Origin of the sequence: Ornithinimicrobium sp. F0845 (assembly GCF_023015765.1) — a bacterium.
Classification (GTDB): domain Bacteria; phylum Actinomycetota; class Actinomycetes; order Actinomycetales; family Dermatophilaceae; genus Ornithinicoccus.
This window is the reverse complement of the sequence record NZ_JALKAL010000002.1, coordinates 524,990-540,551: the sequence shown is the minus strand read 5'-3', so window position 1 is coordinate 540,551 and position 15,562 is coordinate 524,990. Positions and strand designations below refer to the sequence as shown.

The window sequence follows — 15,562 nt, the reverse complement described above, 5'->3', positions numbered from 1 at the left end:
GGCGGCTGGCAGCATCCTCGGCATGACGGGTGCGGAGATGATGCAGCGGTTCGTGACGGTGATCGACGACCACGACTGGGAGGGGTTGGCCCGACTGCTCCACGAGGACTTCCGGTGTCACCTGGTGCACACCGGGGAGATGTTCGGCAAGGAGGAGTGGGTGCGGTTCAACGCGGACTACCCGGGGTTCGAGCGCATGGTGCTCGAGGACTGCGTCAGCGAGGGGGAGCGGGCGGTCGGCCGGGCCTCGGTGACGGGGACCAGCGACGGACGGCCGCAGCGCTTCGCGGTGGCCTCCTTCGTCACGCTCCGTGACGGGTTGATCGTGGACCTGACCGAGGTGTGGACCGACGTCGGGCTGGAGGCGCCTGCGGGGACGCGCCTCGCCTAGCCGCGCAGCTCGTTGGGGTTGATGGCCGCGGTCAGGGCTGCGGCGTAGGCCCGGTAGCCGTCGGCATTGGGGTGGAACGAGCTGCCGACATCGGCGGGGAGGACGCCGTGGAGGAAGGGCTCGTCGGAGTTGGCTCCGTGGCCGTCGAAGCGCTTGGTGACGTCCACGAACTCGAAGCCGTGGTCCTCCGCGACTCCTGCGATCACCTGGTTGAGCAGGTCGGCCGCGTCGTTGGCGGCCTCCTGCTCGGCGACCGACATCACCATCGTGAAGTCCGGGTTGAGCGGGACCTCGTAGTCTCCGAACCGCGGTGAGAACAGGTGGGCGTAGCCGGTGACGGCGATGTGCGCGTTGGGCGCCGCGTCGGCCACGCCGCTGTATGCCTCGTCAAGGATGGCGGGCAGATCGTCTCGGATCTCCTGCTCGACCGCACCGATCTGTTGGAGGCAGAACGCGTCGTCCAGGAGCAGGCACTGGGTCACGGTTGTCGACCAGGGGATGTCGTTGCCCCCGATCGTCAGGGTGACCAGATCGGTGTCCGCGTCGAGGCCTCCGAGCTGGGCGTCAAGGCCGTTCCCGCCCGGCTCGGCGTGGGCGCCCGGCACGGCGGCGAAGTCCTCGAGGCTGATCCGCATCCGGCCGTCCAGCACCTCGGGGTAGGCGGCGCCGTCGGGTGCGCCAGAGCCCGCGGCGTAGGAGTCGCCGATCGCGTCGTAGGTGAAGGTCCGGGGTGCTGCCGTCGCGGTGATGGCCACGGGGAGCAGAAGGACGGCCGCGGCCGCGAGTGACACCGTTGTCCGGGCTGAGGGCCTCATGTCCAACCAGCGTAGCCCTCTGCCAGTCCGAGCGCACGGTTCGGCGATTCGCTTGCGGTGGACAGCGGCACCATCCGCGGGTTAGGACTGACCGGTGGAGTTCATGTGCACCGGCCCGGTCATCGAGTGGCGTGGTCCGGCGCCCTTCTGGTTCCTCGCGATCGGACCTGAGGAGAGCGAGGACATCAAGGAAGCCGCCCGCGGCCTGGAGTACTGGGGCCAGGTCGCAGTGGAGGTCTCCATCCGCGACACGGCGTTCAGCACTGCACTGTTCCCCAAGGACGGGCGCTATCTGCTGCCGCTGCGGGACGCAGTGCGTCGAGCTGCCGGCATCGAGCCCGGTGACGAGGTGACTGCGACGGTCAGGTTGGCCGAGCGACTCGCCTGACCAGTGGGACCGTGGTGCCCGCGTCGAGACGGGATCTCGCCACCCCGCAGGCTCGTTGTCTGGATGTCCAGGTTGTTAGGCGACCTGGTCCCGAGCGGCCACGAAGGCGGCGACGCAGGCGCGGACGTCATCCTCGGAGTGCGCGGCGGACAGCTGCACGCGGATGCGGGCCTTGCCCTTCGGCACGACCGGGTAGGAGAAGGCGATGACGTAGACGCCCCGGTGCAGCATCGCGTCGGCGATCTCGGTCGCTCGGCGCGCTCCGTCCTCGCCGGGGAACATCACCGGCACGATCGGGTGCTCGCCGGGCAGCAGGTCGAATCCGGCCTCGGTCATCAGGGACCGGAAGAGCTCGGCGTTGGCGCGCAGCTGGGCACGCGGCTCATCGGAGTCGCGGGCAATCTCCAGGGCCTTGGCCGAGCCGGCCACCACCGAGGGGGCCACCGCGTTGGAGAACAGGTAGGGGCGGGCGCGCTGCTTGAGCAGGTCGACGATCTCCTGGTGCGCGGCGACGTAGCCGCCCGATCCGCCACCGAGCGCCTTGCCGAGCGTGCCGGTCAGAATATCGACACGGTTGTCGACTCCGTCGAAGACGCCGCAGTGCTCGTGCGACCCGCGGCCGCCCTCGCCGACGAAACCGGTGGCGTGGCTGTCGTCGACCATCACCATCGCGCCGAACTCCTCGGCCAGGTCGCAGATCTCCTCCAGCGGCGCCAGGTAGCCGTCCATCGAGAACGCGCCGTCGGTGACGATGACCCGGCGGCGGGTGTTCTTGGCCGCCTCGAGCTGGGCACGCAGGTCGGCCATGTCGCGGTTCTTGTAGCGGAAGCGCTGGGCCTTGGACAGGCGCACGCCGTCGATGATCGAGGCGTGGTTGAGCTCGTCGGAGATGATCGCGTCCTCCGGGCCGAAGAGCACCTCGAAGATGCCGCCGTTGGCGTCGAAGCACGACGGGAACAGGATGGCGTCATCGGTCCCGACGAAGTCGGCAATGGTCCGCTCCAGGTCGCGGTGCTGGGCCTGGGTGCCGCAGATGAACCGGACCGACGCCATCCCGAAGCCCCACTCGTCCAGCGCGGCGTGCGCCGCCGCGACGACGTCGGGGTGGTCGGCCAGCCCGAGGTAGTTGTTGGCGCAGAAGTTCAGCGCCTCGGCCTTCAGGTCGTCCGCGGTCTTGGTGGTGACGTGCGAGGACTGCGGTGAGGTGAGCTCGCGCTCCACCTTGAACAGACCCGCGTCCCGGATCTCCTGCAGCTCGTCTGCGAGAGCCTGCTTCACGGCATACATCTGTTAGCTCCAATCTACTGTGCTCATTCCGCGGGGTCGTCCGGGCCTCGCAAGCTCGTGTCCTCCGACCCCTGTCATGAGCTCCAATCCATAATGACCTTGCCGACCTCACCCGAACGGGCGGCGGCGAACGCGTCCGCCCACTGCTCGGCGGGGAAGCGGTGGGTGATGACCGACCGGATGCGCTCGCGCAGGACCTGCGAGGTCTGCAGCATGAACGTCATCCGGTACCAGGTGTCGTACATCTCGCGGCCGTAGATGCCCTTGATCGTGATCATCCGGGTGATGACGTGACCCCAGTCGATCGCGAACGGCTCCTTGGGTAGGCCCAGCATCGCGATCTTGGCGCCGTGCGTGGCGTTCTCGATCATCTCCGCGAGCGCGGTGGGAAAGCCGGACATCTCCAGGCCCACGTCGAAGCCCTCGGCCATGCCCAGCTCCTCCTGCACCGGCCGGATCCGGTCCCGCGCGACGTTGACCACGCGGTCGGCACCGGCGGCCTGCGCCAGCCCGAGCCGGTGGTCGGAGACGTCGGTGACCACGATGTAGCGGGCGCCGATGTGCCGGGCGATGGCGGTTGCCATCACGCCGATCGGGCCGGCCCCGGTGATCAGCACGTCGTCGCCGGACATCGGGAAGCTCAGCGCCGTGTGGACCGCGTTGCCGAGCGGGTCGAAGACGGCGCCCAGGTCGGCGTCGATGTCGTCCGGCTGCACCCACACGTTGGTGGCCGGCAGGACGACGTAGTCGGCGAACGCGCCGTCGCGGTTGACCCCGAGGTTGGAGGTCTGCACGCACATGTGCTGGCGTCCGGCGCGGCAGTTGCGGCAGCGCCCGCAGATCACGTGGCCCTCCGCGGAGACCCGCAGGCCGACCTGAAGGTCGTACTTGCCCCCGCCGCTGGCCACGCCCTCGCCGAGCTCGACGATCTCGCCGTAGAACTCATGCCCGACGGTCAGCGGCGGCTTCAGCATGCCGGCGGCCCAGTCGTCCCAGGACTCGATGTGCAGGTCGGTCCCGCAGAGCCCCGCGCGCAGCACGCGGACCTTCACCTCGCCCGGTCCCGGCACCGGCTCGGGGATGTCGATCAGCTCCAGACCCGGGCCGGCTGCGGTCTTGACCAGTGCGCGCATGGGGTCCATCTTGACCTACCGGTCTCGATTTCTGTCAGGCAGTCTGCCGATGCTAAAGTTCTGCGTCGCGCGCCTATAGCTCAATTGGCAGAGCAGCTGACTCTTAATCAGCGGGTTCGGGGTTCGAGTCCCTGTGGGCGCACTCCCAGTCCCCGTCCGGAAGTGTCCGGGCGGGGACTTTTTGTATGCCGTGCGCCTCGCCTCCAGTGCTGTGTCCGGGACCCCCGCCCTGGTGCGGGGTCCGCCGAGCGGCGGTCCCGGCATACTCCCCGTTCGCACGGCGCGCCGGGTGAACCTTTGACAGACTGGCCGCTGGACGCGACGTCGACCCGAGGGGACGGTCCAGTGAGTGCCGAGCGACAGGAGCAGCAGCCGATGCCCAACGTCGTGACGGTCTTCAAGCGCACCGTGACCCAGTTTCTGAACGACAAGGCGACGGACATGGCCGCCGCGCTGACGTATTACAGCGTCCTGTCGCTCTTCCCGGCGATCCTCGCGCTGACCTCGCTCCTCGGCGTGTTCGGACAGGGCAAGGAGACCACCCGGGCGCTGCTGGACGTGCTGATCGACCTGGGCGTCTCGGAGCAGCAGCTGGAGCCGATCGAGAGCTTCGTCGACAACCTCCAGGGCACCGGTGGGGCGGGGATCGCGCTGGTCATCGGACTCGGCGCCGCGCTGTGGGCGTCCTCGAACTATGTCAACGCCTTCTCCCGGGCCATGAACTCGATCTACGACGTCAAGGAGGGCCGCCCGTTCTGGAAGCTGCGTCCCCTGATGTTGCTGATCACCCTGGTCGTGCTGCTCCTGGTCGTCGTCGTCGGGCTGTCGCTCGTCCTGACCGGTGGCATCGCCGGCGCGGTCTTCGGCGTGGTCGGGCTCAGCGACCAGGCCACGATGGTGTGGAACATCGCCAAGTGGCCCTTCATGTTCCTCATGGTCGTGGGCGTCATCGCCCTGCTCTACTGGGCCACGCCCAACCTGAAGCGCAAGTTCCGCTGGTTCAGCCCCGGCGCGCTGCTGGCCATCGTCGTGCTGGTCGTGACCATGGCCGGCTACGGCTTCTACATCGCCAACTTCGGCAACTACTCGGCCACCTACGGCGTGATGGCCGGTGCGATCCTGCTGCTCCTGCTCCTGTGGATCGTCAACCTCGCCCTCCTGCTCGGTGCCGAGTTCGACGCAGAGTTCGAGCGCGGGCGCCAGCTGCGGGCGGGGCTGCCGGCGGAGGAGCACCTCCAGCTGCCGCCGCGTGACAACAGCGCGCAGATCAAGAAGGCCGAGAAGCAGCAGGAGATCGTCGAGGAGAACCGACGGATCCGTATCGAGGCGAGCCGCGGGAACGACGACGGTGAGTGAGCCGGAGGACCGGCCGTGACCGAGGACGTGCCGCCGGTCCAGCCTCGGCCGTCCGCGTCCGCGACCCGCGCGATGCTGGGCGGCACCTTCCGGGAGATCGGTCAGGACTACGACACCTACCGCCCCGGCTTCCCGGAGCGCGCCGCCGACCTGATCGTGCCTCAGCACGTGGGCACTGCTGTCGATCTCGGGGCCGGCACCGGCAAGTTCACCGAGCGCCTCATCGGGCGCGCAGACCGGGTCGTGGCCGTCGAGCCGTCCGAGCAGATGCTCGCGGTCCTGCGCCACAAGCTCCCGGCCGTGCGGGCGCTGGTCGGAGGTGCCGAGGCCATCCCGTTGCCCGACGCGAGCGCCGATGTCGTCACAGTTGCGCAGGCCTTCCACTGGTTCGACCGCGAGCCCGCCTGCGCCGAGATCGCCCGGGTGCTCGTGGCCGGTGGCCGTCTGGGTCTGCTCTGGAACACTCCCGACCCGGACTGCGCGTGGGACCGGGCCTGCTACGACGTGGCGCACCCCGGGCTGGCGGACGACGAGGCGGCGGCCGAGCCTGACGTGCCGGGCTTCGAGCTCGTTGAGCAGGAGGTGGTGCGCTGGACCGAGCGGATCACCCGGGACCTCTACCTGCGCCGCTGGCTGACCGTGAGCAGCTTCCTAGCTGCCGAGCCGGACCGACGGGCGGCGATGGTGGCCGAGCTCGAGCAGATCCTCGACGAGTCGCCCGAGACATCCGAGCGTGAGGTGCTGGACCTGAGGCACGCGACCGAGGTCTTCGTCTACTCCTCCCGCTGAGCTGGACGGTGTCCCACGTCGAAGGACCTCGGGCTGCCGACAAGACTTAGCCAAACTTAGCCATAGGCCTCTACAGTCGTGCATAGTCCAGGTCAATGTGCACGAGGCGAAGTCCCAGCTGTCCCGGCTGATCGAAGCGGTCCTGGCAGGAGAGTCGGTGACGATCGCTCGGGCCGGCAAGCCCGTCGTGGACCTGGTGGCGCACCAGGGTCGGCAGGTCGTGATCGGGTTGGAGTCGTGGGAGGGGTTTCAGGTCGACCCAGCGGTCTTTGACGGTGCCGATGCCGAGGTTTCAGCCCCCTTCTACGAGGAGTCCGACACGTGAGAGGTGTCGTGCTCGACACGAATGTGTTCCTCTGGCTGCTCACTGGCGACGAGCGACTCGGCCAGCGCTCGCGCCTGCTGGTGACGGGGTCGTCTCCTGTCTATGCCTCGTCGGTGTGCGTCCTGGAGGTCACCATCAAGGAGATGTTCGGGCGGCTGCGGGTCCCGGAGCCGGTGACCGAGGCTGCGCAGGCGGCCGGACTGGTGGAGCTGCCGTTCCGCGCGCCGCATGCGGCGGCGCTGGCCGAGTTCCCGGAGCTCGCCAGGCAGGACCCGTTCGACCGGATGCTCCTGGCGCAGGCCTCCTCCGAGGGGCTCGCTCTGCTCACCTCTGACCAGGCCCTTCTCGGTCTGGGCCTCGAGTGGGTTGTCGATGCCCGCGAGTGAGTCGGGTGACGACGCGCCTATGACTTCGGTGGCCGGCCGGGCCGGCGGATGGGGGCAGCGCCGCGGGGCGCGCGTCCGGCCTTCTTGAGCGCGTCACGCAGCACGACCTCGATCTGCGCGTTGACGCTGCGCAGCTCGTCGGCCGCCCAGCGCTGCAGCGCCTCGTGGACGGCAGGGTCGAGCCGCAGCAGCACCTGCTTGCGGGCTGCTGCGGCTCGACGCCGGTCGGACGTCGGATTCTGATCGTCCATAGGGCTCACCCGGTCAGGAGTAGAGCGACCCCGCGTTGACGACGGGGGTGGTGCCTCGTTCGGAGCACAGCACGACGAGCAGGTTGGAGACCATCGAGGCGCGGCGCTCGTCGTCGAGGTCCACGATGCCCTGGCCCTCCAGGCGGGTCAACGCGCCCTCGACCATGCCGACGGCACCGTCGACGATCTTCTCGCGGGCCGCGATGATGGCCGAGGCCTGCTGGCGCTGCAGCATCGCCTGGGCGATCTCGGGGGAGTAGGCCAGGCTCGAGATGCGGACCTCGATGACCTCGAGGCCGGCGAGGGTGATCCGCTCCGCGACCTCGCGCGCGAGCTCGGCGTTGATCACGTCGGTGTCACCGCGCAGCGTCACCTCGCGGGCGTCGTTGTCATAGGGGTGGCTCATCGCCACGTGGCGCAGCGCGGACTCGGCCTGCACGGCCACGAAGTCCTCGTAGTCCTCCACGCTGAAGGTGGCCCGAGCGGTGTCGGCGACCTGCCACACCACGATCGCCGCGATGTTGATCGGGTTGCCGTCGAAGTCGTTGACCTTGAGGTCGCTGGTCTCGAAGTTGTGCACCCGGACCGAGACATTCTTGCGCGTGGCCAGCGGCACGGTCATCCGCAGGCCGGGCTTGCGCACGGTGCCGATGTAGCGCCCGAAGAACTGCACGACCTTGGTGTGCCCCGGCGCGATCACGGTCAGCGAGGCCAGCATGACGCAGGCGAGGACCACCAGCAGCGAGCCGCCGACCAGCTGGCCGATGCCACCCTCGCCCTCCGCGGCGGCGATCGTCCCGATGATGATGAGCCACACCCCGACACCGAGCACCGCGAGGAAGATGACGAGACCGGCGAAACCGTCGATCGACCACGCCCTGCGCTCCGTCGCGTCGACGCGCGTGCCCTCGTGCCCGACGGGTGTGCCTGCCGGTGCGCCGCCCACCGACTCGTCCTGTGCCTCGCTCATCGCTGTGTCCTCTCTCTTAAAAATGATATCAAAATAATAGCACCATTTCCGGGGTGGTTCAGTCGGCGGGTCAACGGGAAGTGGTGCTTCGGTCGGCGGGCCAGCGGGGACGGACGCCGAGAAATCGTCGGCGGGGCGATCCGCACGGCAGGGGTCATGGGGTGCGAAAGTTGCTCCACCACAACCGAAGGAGCCCCTCGTGTTCGACACCATCAACGGCTTGCCGCTCCACCCGCTCGTCGTCCACGGGGTCGTCGTCCTGCTGCCGCTGGCGGTCCTGGGCACGATCGCCATCGCGGTGCGGCCCGCGTGGCGCAGGACCTACGGCCCGGTCGTCGTGGGGATCGCCGCGATCGCCACGCTCCTGATCCCGGTCGCGACCTCCAGCGGCGACGCACTGGAGGACCGGGTGGGCTCCCCGGGCGACCACGAGGACCTCGGCGAGCAGCTCATCTGGTTTGCTGTGCCACTGCTGATCCTCCTCGTCGTCCTCGTGTTCCTGTCCCGCAGGGCCGAGCGTGACTCCGCCACGGAGGAAGGACGCACCGCGGCCTTGGCCGTCAGCGGCGCGCCGGCGGGCCGCGGGCTCGTGACGGTCGTCGCCGTGCTCAGCGTGGTCGCCGCCCTTGCAGCCGGGGTGCAGGTCTACCGCGTCGGGGACTCCGGTGCCCAGTCGGTGTGGGGCGCCACGGTCCGAGAGTGACCACAACGACAAAGCGCCCCGGACCAAACTCGCGTCTGGACCGGGGAGCTGCACCGGGCCTTGCAGAGGCCGGACTCGGGCGTGAACCGCGATTCGCCCTTCTCTGCGAACGCAGAACTGTAGGGACAATGGCTGCCCCACTTCGACGCCACGAACCACGCACCACGGAGTGAGGCCCTCCGACATGCCCCGTCAAGCCTGCTGCGGCAGTGCGTACGCGATGTGCACGCGATCTATCCGCCCCTCGAAAGCGAACGGCATCCGGTCGGCGTACGCGCGTGAGACCGCGCCGCCGTAGGCGCGACCGATGTCGAGACAGTCGTTCGCCGAGAACAGCAGGGGGGCGCTGATCGGAACCTCTCCCGATACCACCTCGGTGCCATCCACGCGCAACGATACGTGCAGAGACCCTCCTGGACGAGCCTCGACGTAGCGCGTTTCAATCTCCACCGTGTGGTCGCCCGCGGCAAGCGGTGCAGGCGCGGCGATCATCGTGCGCTGCACGAGGAACAGGTTGTACTCGTACGTCAGCACCCCGTCGATCAGGTAGCAGGTGAGGCCGCCGCCGGCGCCCCCGAGCTTGTAGAGAACGCCGTTCGCGCCGTCGGGCACGGTGCACTCGATTGTGACCGTGTTCGGCCGATTCCCCAGCGCGGGCGCGCAGAACTCCGGCACGCGGACGGTATCGCCGCCCATCTCCCATTCGGTGAAGGGCGGGCTGATGCGGTCCTCCGGGTGCATCACGGGCACCCAGAGGCCGCCCCCGATGGGAAGCGCGTCGTTGCGCGCGGCCTCGATCGCGAACAGCTCCTTGAGCTCCGCGAGCTTCTCCGGCTGTTCCGCCCCGAGGTCGCGCGCCTGGCTCCAGTCGTTGTCGAGGTCGTAGAGCTCCCACGTGTCCTGATCGGGGGTCCACGTCGTGATGCCCGGCGGGAGTCCGGGGACCCACGGCAGTCGAGGTCCGGTCGCGGAAGCCATCCATCCGTCGGCGTAGATCGCCCGGCTGCCCATAATCTCGAAGTACTGCGCACGTCGCCTGCCTGCAGCATGCGGATCCTCGATCGCGTAGGCGAGGCTGACACCGTCGATCGGGTCCTGCGGGGCGCCACCTACCGTCTCGGGGTGCGAGATCCCCAGGATCTCGTAGACCGTGGGCACGATGTCGATGACGTGGTGGAACTGTGTCCGCGGCGTCGGGTCGGGCTCGATATGCCCCGGCCACTGGATGACCATCGGATTCCGCGTGCCGCCCAGGTGAGAGGCGAGCAGCTTCATGCCCTTGTAGGGGGACGAGCCGGCCCACGCCCACGCCGCGTGGTACTGGTTGTCGGTCGCCGGCGTGCCGAGTGCGTCGAGGCCGCCGAGCTCATCGAGCGCCGCGAGGTGCTGGTCGACGGTGGTCGGGATGCCGTTCTGCGCGAGCAACTCGCTGATGGTGCCGTTCTGGCCCTCGCCCGACGATCCGTTGTCGCCCCAGATGTAAAAGATGATCGTGTTCTCGTTGTACCCGAGACGTTCGATCTCGTCGAGGACGCGTCCGGCCTGAGCGTCGGCGTGCTCGGCGAAACCCGCGGCGATCTCCATGAGCCGGCGCTGGAACGGCTTGTGGTGCTCGGGGATGTCGTTCCACGCTGCCAGTTTCTCGTCCCGCGGCGTGAGCTCGGCATCCGGGGGGATCCATCCTGCGGCCTTTGCCCCTTCGAACGACCGCTCGCGGTAGACGTCCCAGCCGTCGTCGAACGCGCCCGTGTATCTGTCGGCCCACTCCTTCATGATGTGGTGCGGTCCGTGGATCGCGCCGGTCGCCCAATACATGAGGAACGGTTGATCCGGAGCGAGCGCCTTGTGGTCGCGCAACCACGCGATTGCGTCGTCGGCAAGGTCCTCGCTGAGGTGGTAGCCCTCTTCGGGGGTCTTCGGCGGGAGCACGGAAGTGGTGTTGCGCACGAGGTTGGGCTCGTATTGGGACGCCTCGCCCGCGAGGAAGCCATAGAAGTACTCGAATCCGTAGCCCGTGGGCCAGCGGTCGAAGGGCCCCGCCTTCGTAGTCTCCTCGGCGGGGGTGTTGTGCCACTTGCCCCAGGCCGCGGTGGCGTATCCGTAGTGCCGGAGCACCTCGGCCATCGTGGCGCTGCTCTTGGGGATGTGCCCGGAGTAGCCGTCCCAGTCGTTCGCGAGTTCCGCGATCTGGCCGTTCCCAACGCGGTGATGATTGCGACCGGTCAGCAGCGACGCCCGGGTGGGCGAGCACATCGCGGTCGTGTGGAACCGATTGAACCCCACGCCGCCCGCTCGCACCCGGTCGAGCGTCGCGGTGCGGATCGCACCGCCGAACGTCGACGGCAGCGCGGGACCGGCATCGTCGATGAGGATGACGAGCACGTTCGGCGCGTCGTCCGGCAAATGATCGTCGGCGGGTTTCGGTGAGTAGACGGACTCCTGGATCGTCCGCCCAGCGATGCTACCGGAGGACTTCGGCGGGAAGGGCAGCGTCCTCGCCGGCGGCAAGGGCGATCCGATCACCGTGTGGGCGTCGTTCACGATTCTCTCCTCGGTATCCCTGGAACGGGTTCAGTAATTCCGGTTTCACAGTCGGTTCAGCAGCTTGGCTTTCGCGTTCTCGAACTCCACCTCGGTGAGCACCCCCTGCGCCTTCAGGTCAGCGAGCTGCTGCAACTGGGTGACCATGTCGGGCGCGGGAGCGGCCGCCGCCGCGGGAACTGGGGTGGGAGTCGCTGCCATCCCGGCAGCCTGCTGCTGCACCGGGTCCTCGTGCTGCACGTACTTCTCCTCGGCGCGCTTCTCCTCGGCGCGATTCTGTTGTCGCCGAGCAACGTTGTCGCTCACGGTCGTCGCGGTGCCGGCGACCACTGCGGTGCGCGCCGCCGTTCCGACCAGTCCGGGCCGGCCCCTTCTCCTCAGTGGCATGTCAGCTCACTTCCATCTCGATCTCGGCCGCCTCGACGGCCACGAAGTTGACCACGGGGGCGGGAATTCGGACCGAGTCGACGACGAAGCCGTCGGCCTCCATGAGCCGCGAGGCCAGCTTCTTCGCCCACAGCAGTTCCACGACAAAGCAGGAGCGCTGAGGTGCCCGGAGGCAGCCGCGACGCCAGTTCGTGCACATCATCGTCCGATGCGAGCCCCGCGGCGACCAGATCGATCGCACAGACCTCGATCCCGCGGTCGTCGATCTCCGCGAATGTGACGGTGCCGTCGTGATCGCGCGCGACGTGAACCAGGTCGATCAACCGGATCGTTGCGGCATCGGCGAGATCCGCCAGCGCATCCAGGACGCCTAGGCTCGGCTCCTCGCCCGCGAAGGCGGTGAGGACAAGCTCCACCGGCCCGTACTCGAGGTCTTCCATCTCCTGCTCAGTATCGGCCCGGTTCACGCGAGCGCTCTTGCCTTGAGCGAGTCGAACTCCGCCTGTGTGATCGCGCCGGAAGTGAGCAGCGACTGCGCGCGCTCGATCTCAGTTCCCGGCGACGCAGTGCCGACCACGCTTCGGATGTATTCCGCGTGGGCCTGCTGTGCCTCACTCACGTCGCGCGCCTGGCGCGATGCGATTGAACCGCCCCGCGCGATCAGGTAGATGAGCGCACCCAGGAACGGGAGAAGCACCAAGAGGATCAGCCATCCCGCCTTCGCCCAGCCGTTCAGCGTGTGGTCGCGGAACACGTCGATGACGATCCAGATGTACGCCCAGATGCAGACGATGGCGAACCAGACCCAGAGGAACCACAGCATGAAATCAAGAAAACCCATGGGTGCACCTCATTTCGAATCGATCGGACGGGGCCGGGCACGGCGCCCTCGAGAGCGAGGCTAGGGGCGTGCTCGAACGACCCGCATCATGCAGATAATGTGAACCGGATTGGCGTTCGAGAGGATTTACTTGTCGTGAGCAGTGCAGGCGGTCCGCCGGGCGGTCCACCGCTCACCGATCGCCAGTAGTGGGGGTGCCCTCTTGGACTATTCGGAGCATCTGCGGCGTTTGAGCATCGATGACGAACGCCTTCTCGACGAGCAGCAGGATCTCCCCGAGCTGTCGGCCCTCGACGCAAAGACACGATGTCTCGTGCGGCTGGGAGCCCTGATCGCGGTCTCCGCTGCTGCCCCGTCGATCCGCCGCGAGATCGACGGCGCGGTGAGCGCGGGCGCCGAAGCGAGCGCGATCGTGAGCGTGCTCGACGCGATCATGCCCATCGTCGGTCGACCCCGAGTGGTTACGGCCGCACCAAAGGTCGCTCTCGCCCTTGGGGAGGATCTGGATCTGCTGAGTGACGAGCCTTGACCGCGACAGCCCGGTCACTCGCCGAGCAGGCCGCACTCGATCGCCCGGTCGACCGCTGCACCGCGCGTGGTGACACCGAGCTTGCGATAGATCGACCCGACCTCGGTGCTCACGGTGTTCCGTGAGATATAGAGCCGTTGCCCGATTTCGGCGATCGTCAGATGCGTCTGCAGGTAGGGCAGGAGTCGCAGCTCCGCGGGCGTGAGCGGAACGCTCGCCACGCCCCCCGCCTTCTCGCCGAGCTTGGCGCGGAACCGATCGATCTCCTCGGCGAGCACGCCGATGTGCGGGCGCCGTGCCCGCAGTTCGTCGATCTCACGCAGCAGGTGCTGGGCGGCGGCGCGGTCATCCAGTCCCCCGAACGCCTTGGCGAGCTGGAGACGCACGCGCATCGCGAGATAGGGCAGCACGTGCGTGCAGTGCACGCGCGCTCGCATCGCCCTTGCGAGGAACCGCTCCCCCGCAGTCGTGTCTCCCCGTCGCAACGCGATCCGTGCGCTGACCGCGAGGGCGAGCGCGGTTGTGGGGTATCCCTCCATATGCTTATCGTCGATCGCACGGACCGCAATGTGGGCATGCGACTCGGCATCCACCCACCTTCCCTCGTCGATGGCGAGGATCGCCAGCTCGGCCTCGCTGAGCAAGACCGAGTCGGTGTTGCCCATCTCCAGCGCATACGCAGAGGAGGCGGCGAAGGCCTCACGAGCCGCCGCGGTGTCACCGACGAGCAGCCAGGCGGAACCGAGCAGGTGGAGAGCCTGATCCCGCCATGGACTCCAGTCCGGCTCGTTCGCCACTGCGTACTGAGCATCGACGAGGACGCGCTCGGGGCCGTCGACACACATCGCGGCCCGGACCATCGCACGAGCCGACTCGAAGGCCACCTGCTCGTCCGCGGAGCCCTCCGGCACCATGCGCTCCAGCACCGCGGCCCACCGCTCCGAGGCCGGGGACTTGCCCTGCAGGATCGCGGTCCACGCGGCCATCACAGACAACCACGGGGATGCTTCGACCACCTTCTCGCCGACTTGCGCAAACCACCGCTCCACCACTGCGATCTCCCCACGCTGGTACGTGGGCAACGACAGGTCGGCGATGAGCGCACCCGCAAGCTCCAGGTCTCCTGCGGCGAGTAGGTGTTCGACTGCGCGCTCGGGCGCATCATGCTCTTCGAACCACGCTGCCGCACGCCGATGAAGCTCCGGCACGATGTCGCCGTCGACGCGCTCCAGCTCGGCGAGCAGGAACTCGCGGAACAGGGAGTGGTATCGGAACCACTGCCGGCGCCCGTCGAGAGGTACCAGGAAGAGGCCCAGTGTCTCAAGGCGACGAAGAATCGCCCGGGAGTCCTCGGTCCCGAGGACGGCGTCGCAAAGGGCCCCTGACAGTTGATCGAACACCGCGGTCCGGTAAAGGAACCATCGCACGTCGGCGGGCTGCCCGGCGACGCATTCGTGATAGAGATAGTCGGCGACGAACCGCTCATCCCCAGCCATCGAGAGCACGTCGGTGCCGGCACCAGCAGCGAGTGCGCACAGGAAGACCCCCGTCGGCCACCCCTCGCAGCGCTCGACGGCAACGGCGAGGTCGTCCTCCGAGACCTCGACCGCCGCATCACCGAAGATCGTGCGCGCGCCCTCGCGGTCGATGCGCAACTCGTGGACCCCGATCTCGAGCACTGCTCCTGCGGCGCGCAGACGAGCGAAGTAGGGCTGTTCGTGCCGGCTGGCGAGGACCACCTGCGAGCCCTCCGGCACACCCGTGAGCACGACCTCAAGAACGTCCTGGCACTCTAGCGATCCCGCCGCGTGGACGTCGTCCAGGAACAGCACGAAGGGGTCGGGCACCTGGGCGAGCACGGCCGCGAGCATCGGGGCTGAGCGCCCGAGCGCCGAGACCCCGACCCCACGCATCTCGGCGATGATCTCCGCCGCGCGCGGCGACAGGGGCGCACAGGCCGTAGCCAACAGCGTCAGCAGCGTGGCGGGGTCGTCGTCGAACCGGTCAAGCGATGCCCACGCGACGGTCCGGCGGTCTCTCGATGCCCATTCTGCGAGCATCGTCGACTTGCCGTAGCCTGCCGGGGCCGTCACCCCGACAACGCGAGTACCTGTCGACCGCGCACGATCAATCAGCGGCCGCCGGGTCACCGCCCCGGGCCGAGGCGGGCGCACCGCTGTTTTGCCGTCGAGGAAGATGCCGCTCAGACTCCGCGTCTCCGGAGCGGCCGATGGGGTCGACTCCCGCACGTCCGAATTCTAGAGCGGTCTCCTGCTGCCTATCAACGCCGACGACAGCCGGACCGAGAATCAGGCGAGGTGGATGTCACCGGGCGTCCAGGTCCCGTCGAACCATGAGTCGGGCAGGCCGTGAGGCGGAACAGGACGAACCAGCCCTTGCCGGGCACGGTCCGCGCCCAGTTCTCGAACCCGGCGGCCGCACATGGTGACATCACGCGATCTGTGTGAAT

19 protein-coding genes and 1 tRNA gene are annotated in these 15,562 nt (G+C 68.3%); 10 read left to right on the top strand and 10 right to left on the bottom strand.

From position 1 onward, the window contains the following. Nucleotides 1-22 precede the first annotated feature (22 nt). A complete protein-coding gene (locus MWU75_RS05805; protein WP_247088825.1) occupies nt 23-391 on the top strand; it encodes a nuclear transport factor 2 family protein in 369 nt (122 codons plus the stop codon). Here MWU75_RS05805 and MWU75_RS05800 read toward each other — a convergent pair. Further along, nucleotides 388-1,206: an SGNH/GDSL hydrolase family protein gene (locus MWU75_RS05800; protein WP_247088824.1), complete on the bottom strand. Its 819-nt coding sequence runs from the start codon at nt 1,204-1,206 to the stop codon at nt 388-390. The two genes, MWU75_RS05805 and MWU75_RS05800, sit on opposite strands and share 4 nt — an antisense overlap. A 103-nt stretch (nt 1,207-1,309) precedes the next feature. Between MWU75_RS05800 and MWU75_RS05795 the strand changes: the two genes are divergently transcribed. Further along, the gene (locus tag MWU75_RS05795) at nt 1,310-1,594 is read left to right on the top strand and encodes a DUF1905 domain-containing protein (RefSeq protein WP_247088872.1); all 285 of its coding nucleotides are present in this window, start codon (nt 1,310-1,312) and stop codon (nt 1,592-1,594) included. Between the two features lie 75 nt (nt 1,595-1,669). On the opposite strand, the gene MWU75_RS05790 is transcribed toward MWU75_RS05795, so the two are convergent. Continuing rightward, nucleotides 1,670-2,881, bottom strand: a complete 1,212-nt coding sequence (locus tag MWU75_RS05790; protein ID WP_247088823.1) for a glycine C-acetyltransferase — start codon at nt 2,879-2,881, stop codon at nt 1,670-1,672. A gap of 74 nt (nt 2,882-2,955) precedes the next feature. Further along, on the bottom strand, nt 2,956-4,014 hold the full coding sequence (gene tdh / locus MWU75_RS05785) for an L-threonine 3-dehydrogenase (RefSeq protein ID WP_247088822.1): 1,059 nt from the start codon (nt 4,012-4,014) through the stop codon (nt 2,956-2,958). 69 nt (nt 4,015-4,083) lie between these two features. Between tdh and MWU75_RS05780 the strand changes: the two genes are divergently transcribed. From MWU75_RS05780 to MWU75_RS05760, 5 genes are all read left to right on the top strand, one after another. Then, nucleotides 4,084-4,156, top strand: a tRNA-Lys gene (locus MWU75_RS05780). A 203-nt stretch (nt 4,157-4,359) separates the two neighbouring features. Then, nucleotides 4,360-5,370 (top strand): YihY/virulence factor BrkB family protein, encoded by a 1,011-nt coding sequence (locus tag MWU75_RS05775; RefSeq protein ID WP_247088821.1) that lies wholly within the window; start codon nt 4,360-4,362, stop codon nt 5,368-5,370. A 15-nt stretch (nt 5,371-5,385) separates the two neighbouring features. After that, complete coding sequence (locus MWU75_RS05770) at nt 5,386-6,159, top strand: class I SAM-dependent methyltransferase (RefSeq protein ID WP_247088820.1); 774 nt, start codon at nt 5,386-5,388, stop codon at nt 6,157-6,159. Between the two features lie 97 nt (nt 6,160-6,256). Next, nucleotides 6,257-6,484: a type II toxin-antitoxin system prevent-host-death family antitoxin gene (locus tag MWU75_RS05765; protein ID WP_247088819.1), complete on the top strand. Its 228-nt coding sequence runs from the start codon at nt 6,257-6,259 to the stop codon at nt 6,482-6,484. Next, complete coding sequence (locus MWU75_RS05760) at nt 6,481-6,870, top strand: type II toxin-antitoxin system VapC family toxin (protein ID WP_247088818.1); 390 nt, start codon at nt 6,481-6,483, stop codon at nt 6,868-6,870. Before MWU75_RS05765 ends, MWU75_RS05760 begins: the two co-directional genes overlap by 4 nt. Before the next feature lie 17 nt (nt 6,871-6,887). Here the strand turns inward: MWU75_RS05760 and MWU75_RS05755 are convergent, their stop codons facing one another. Together MWU75_RS05755 and MWU75_RS05750 are read right to left on the bottom strand one after the other, a co-directional pair. Beyond that, complete coding sequence (locus MWU75_RS05755) at nt 6,888-7,121, bottom strand: hypothetical protein (RefSeq protein WP_247088817.1); 234 nt, start codon at nt 7,119-7,121, stop codon at nt 6,888-6,890. 13 nt (nt 7,122-7,134) lie between these two features. Next, on the bottom strand, nt 7,135-8,091 hold the full coding sequence (locus MWU75_RS05750) for an SPFH domain-containing protein (RefSeq protein ID WP_247088816.1): 957 nt from the start codon (nt 8,089-8,091) through the stop codon (nt 7,135-7,137). 199 nt (nt 8,092-8,290) lie between these two features. Here MWU75_RS05750 and MWU75_RS05745 point away from each other — a divergent pair, with 199 nt between their 5' ends. Then, nucleotides 8,291-8,794, top strand: coding sequence for a DUF2231 domain-containing protein (locus MWU75_RS05745; protein ID WP_247088815.1), 504 nt, complete (start codon nt 8,291-8,293; stop codon nt 8,792-8,794). Nucleotides 8,795-8,986: 192 nt separating this feature from the next. On the opposite strand, the gene MWU75_RS05740 is transcribed toward MWU75_RS05745, so the two are convergent. The 3 genes from MWU75_RS05740 to MWU75_RS05730 all read right to left on the bottom strand — a co-directional run bounded on the left by MWU75_RS05740 (nt 8,987) and on the right by MWU75_RS05730 (nt 11,864). Then, nucleotides 8,987-11,335: an arylsulfatase gene (locus tag MWU75_RS05740; protein WP_247088814.1), complete on the bottom strand. Its 2,349-nt coding sequence runs from the start codon at nt 11,333-11,335 to the stop codon at nt 8,987-8,989. A 45-nt stretch (nt 11,336-11,380) separates the two neighbouring features. Further along, nucleotides 11,381-11,641, bottom strand: coding sequence for an SHOCT domain-containing protein (locus tag MWU75_RS05735; RefSeq protein WP_348647742.1), 261 nt, complete (start codon nt 11,639-11,641; stop codon nt 11,381-11,383). Between the two features lie 82 nt (nt 11,642-11,723). Then, the gene (locus tag MWU75_RS05730) at nt 11,724-11,864 is read right to left on the bottom strand and encodes a hypothetical protein (protein ID WP_247088812.1); all 141 of its coding nucleotides are present in this window, start codon (nt 11,862-11,864) and stop codon (nt 11,724-11,726) included. Between the two features lie 49 nt (nt 11,865-11,913). Here MWU75_RS05730 and MWU75_RS05725 point away from each other — a divergent pair, with 49 nt between their 5' ends. Beyond that, on the top strand, nt 11,914-12,096 hold the full coding sequence (locus MWU75_RS05725; RefSeq protein WP_247088811.1) for a hypothetical protein: 183 nt from the start codon (nt 11,914-11,916) through the stop codon (nt 12,094-12,096). Between the two features lie 89 nt (nt 12,097-12,185). Here MWU75_RS05725 and MWU75_RS05720 read toward each other — a convergent pair whose 3' ends face one another. Next, nucleotides 12,186-12,563 carry an SHOCT domain-containing protein gene (locus tag MWU75_RS05720; protein ID WP_247088810.1) on the bottom strand — a complete coding sequence of 126 codons (378 nt, stop codon included), beginning with the start codon at nt 12,561-12,563 and terminating at the stop codon, nt 12,186-12,188. 229 nt (nt 12,564-12,792) lie between these two features. On the opposite strand from MWU75_RS05720, the gene MWU75_RS05715 reads away from it, so the two are divergent. Continuing rightward, the gene (locus MWU75_RS05715) at nt 12,793-13,092 is read left to right on the top strand and encodes a hypothetical protein (protein WP_247088809.1); all 300 of its coding nucleotides are present in this window, start codon (nt 12,793-12,795) and stop codon (nt 13,090-13,092) included. A gap of 14 nt (nt 13,093-13,106) precedes the next feature. Here MWU75_RS05715 and MWU75_RS20215 read toward each other — a convergent pair whose 3' ends face one another. Continuing rightward, on the bottom strand, nt 13,107-15,341 hold the full coding sequence (locus MWU75_RS20215) for a LuxR C-terminal-related transcriptional regulator (protein ID WP_247088808.1): 2,235 nt from the start codon (nt 15,339-15,341) through the stop codon (nt 13,107-13,109). Nucleotides 15,342-15,562: the final 221 nt, after the last annotated feature.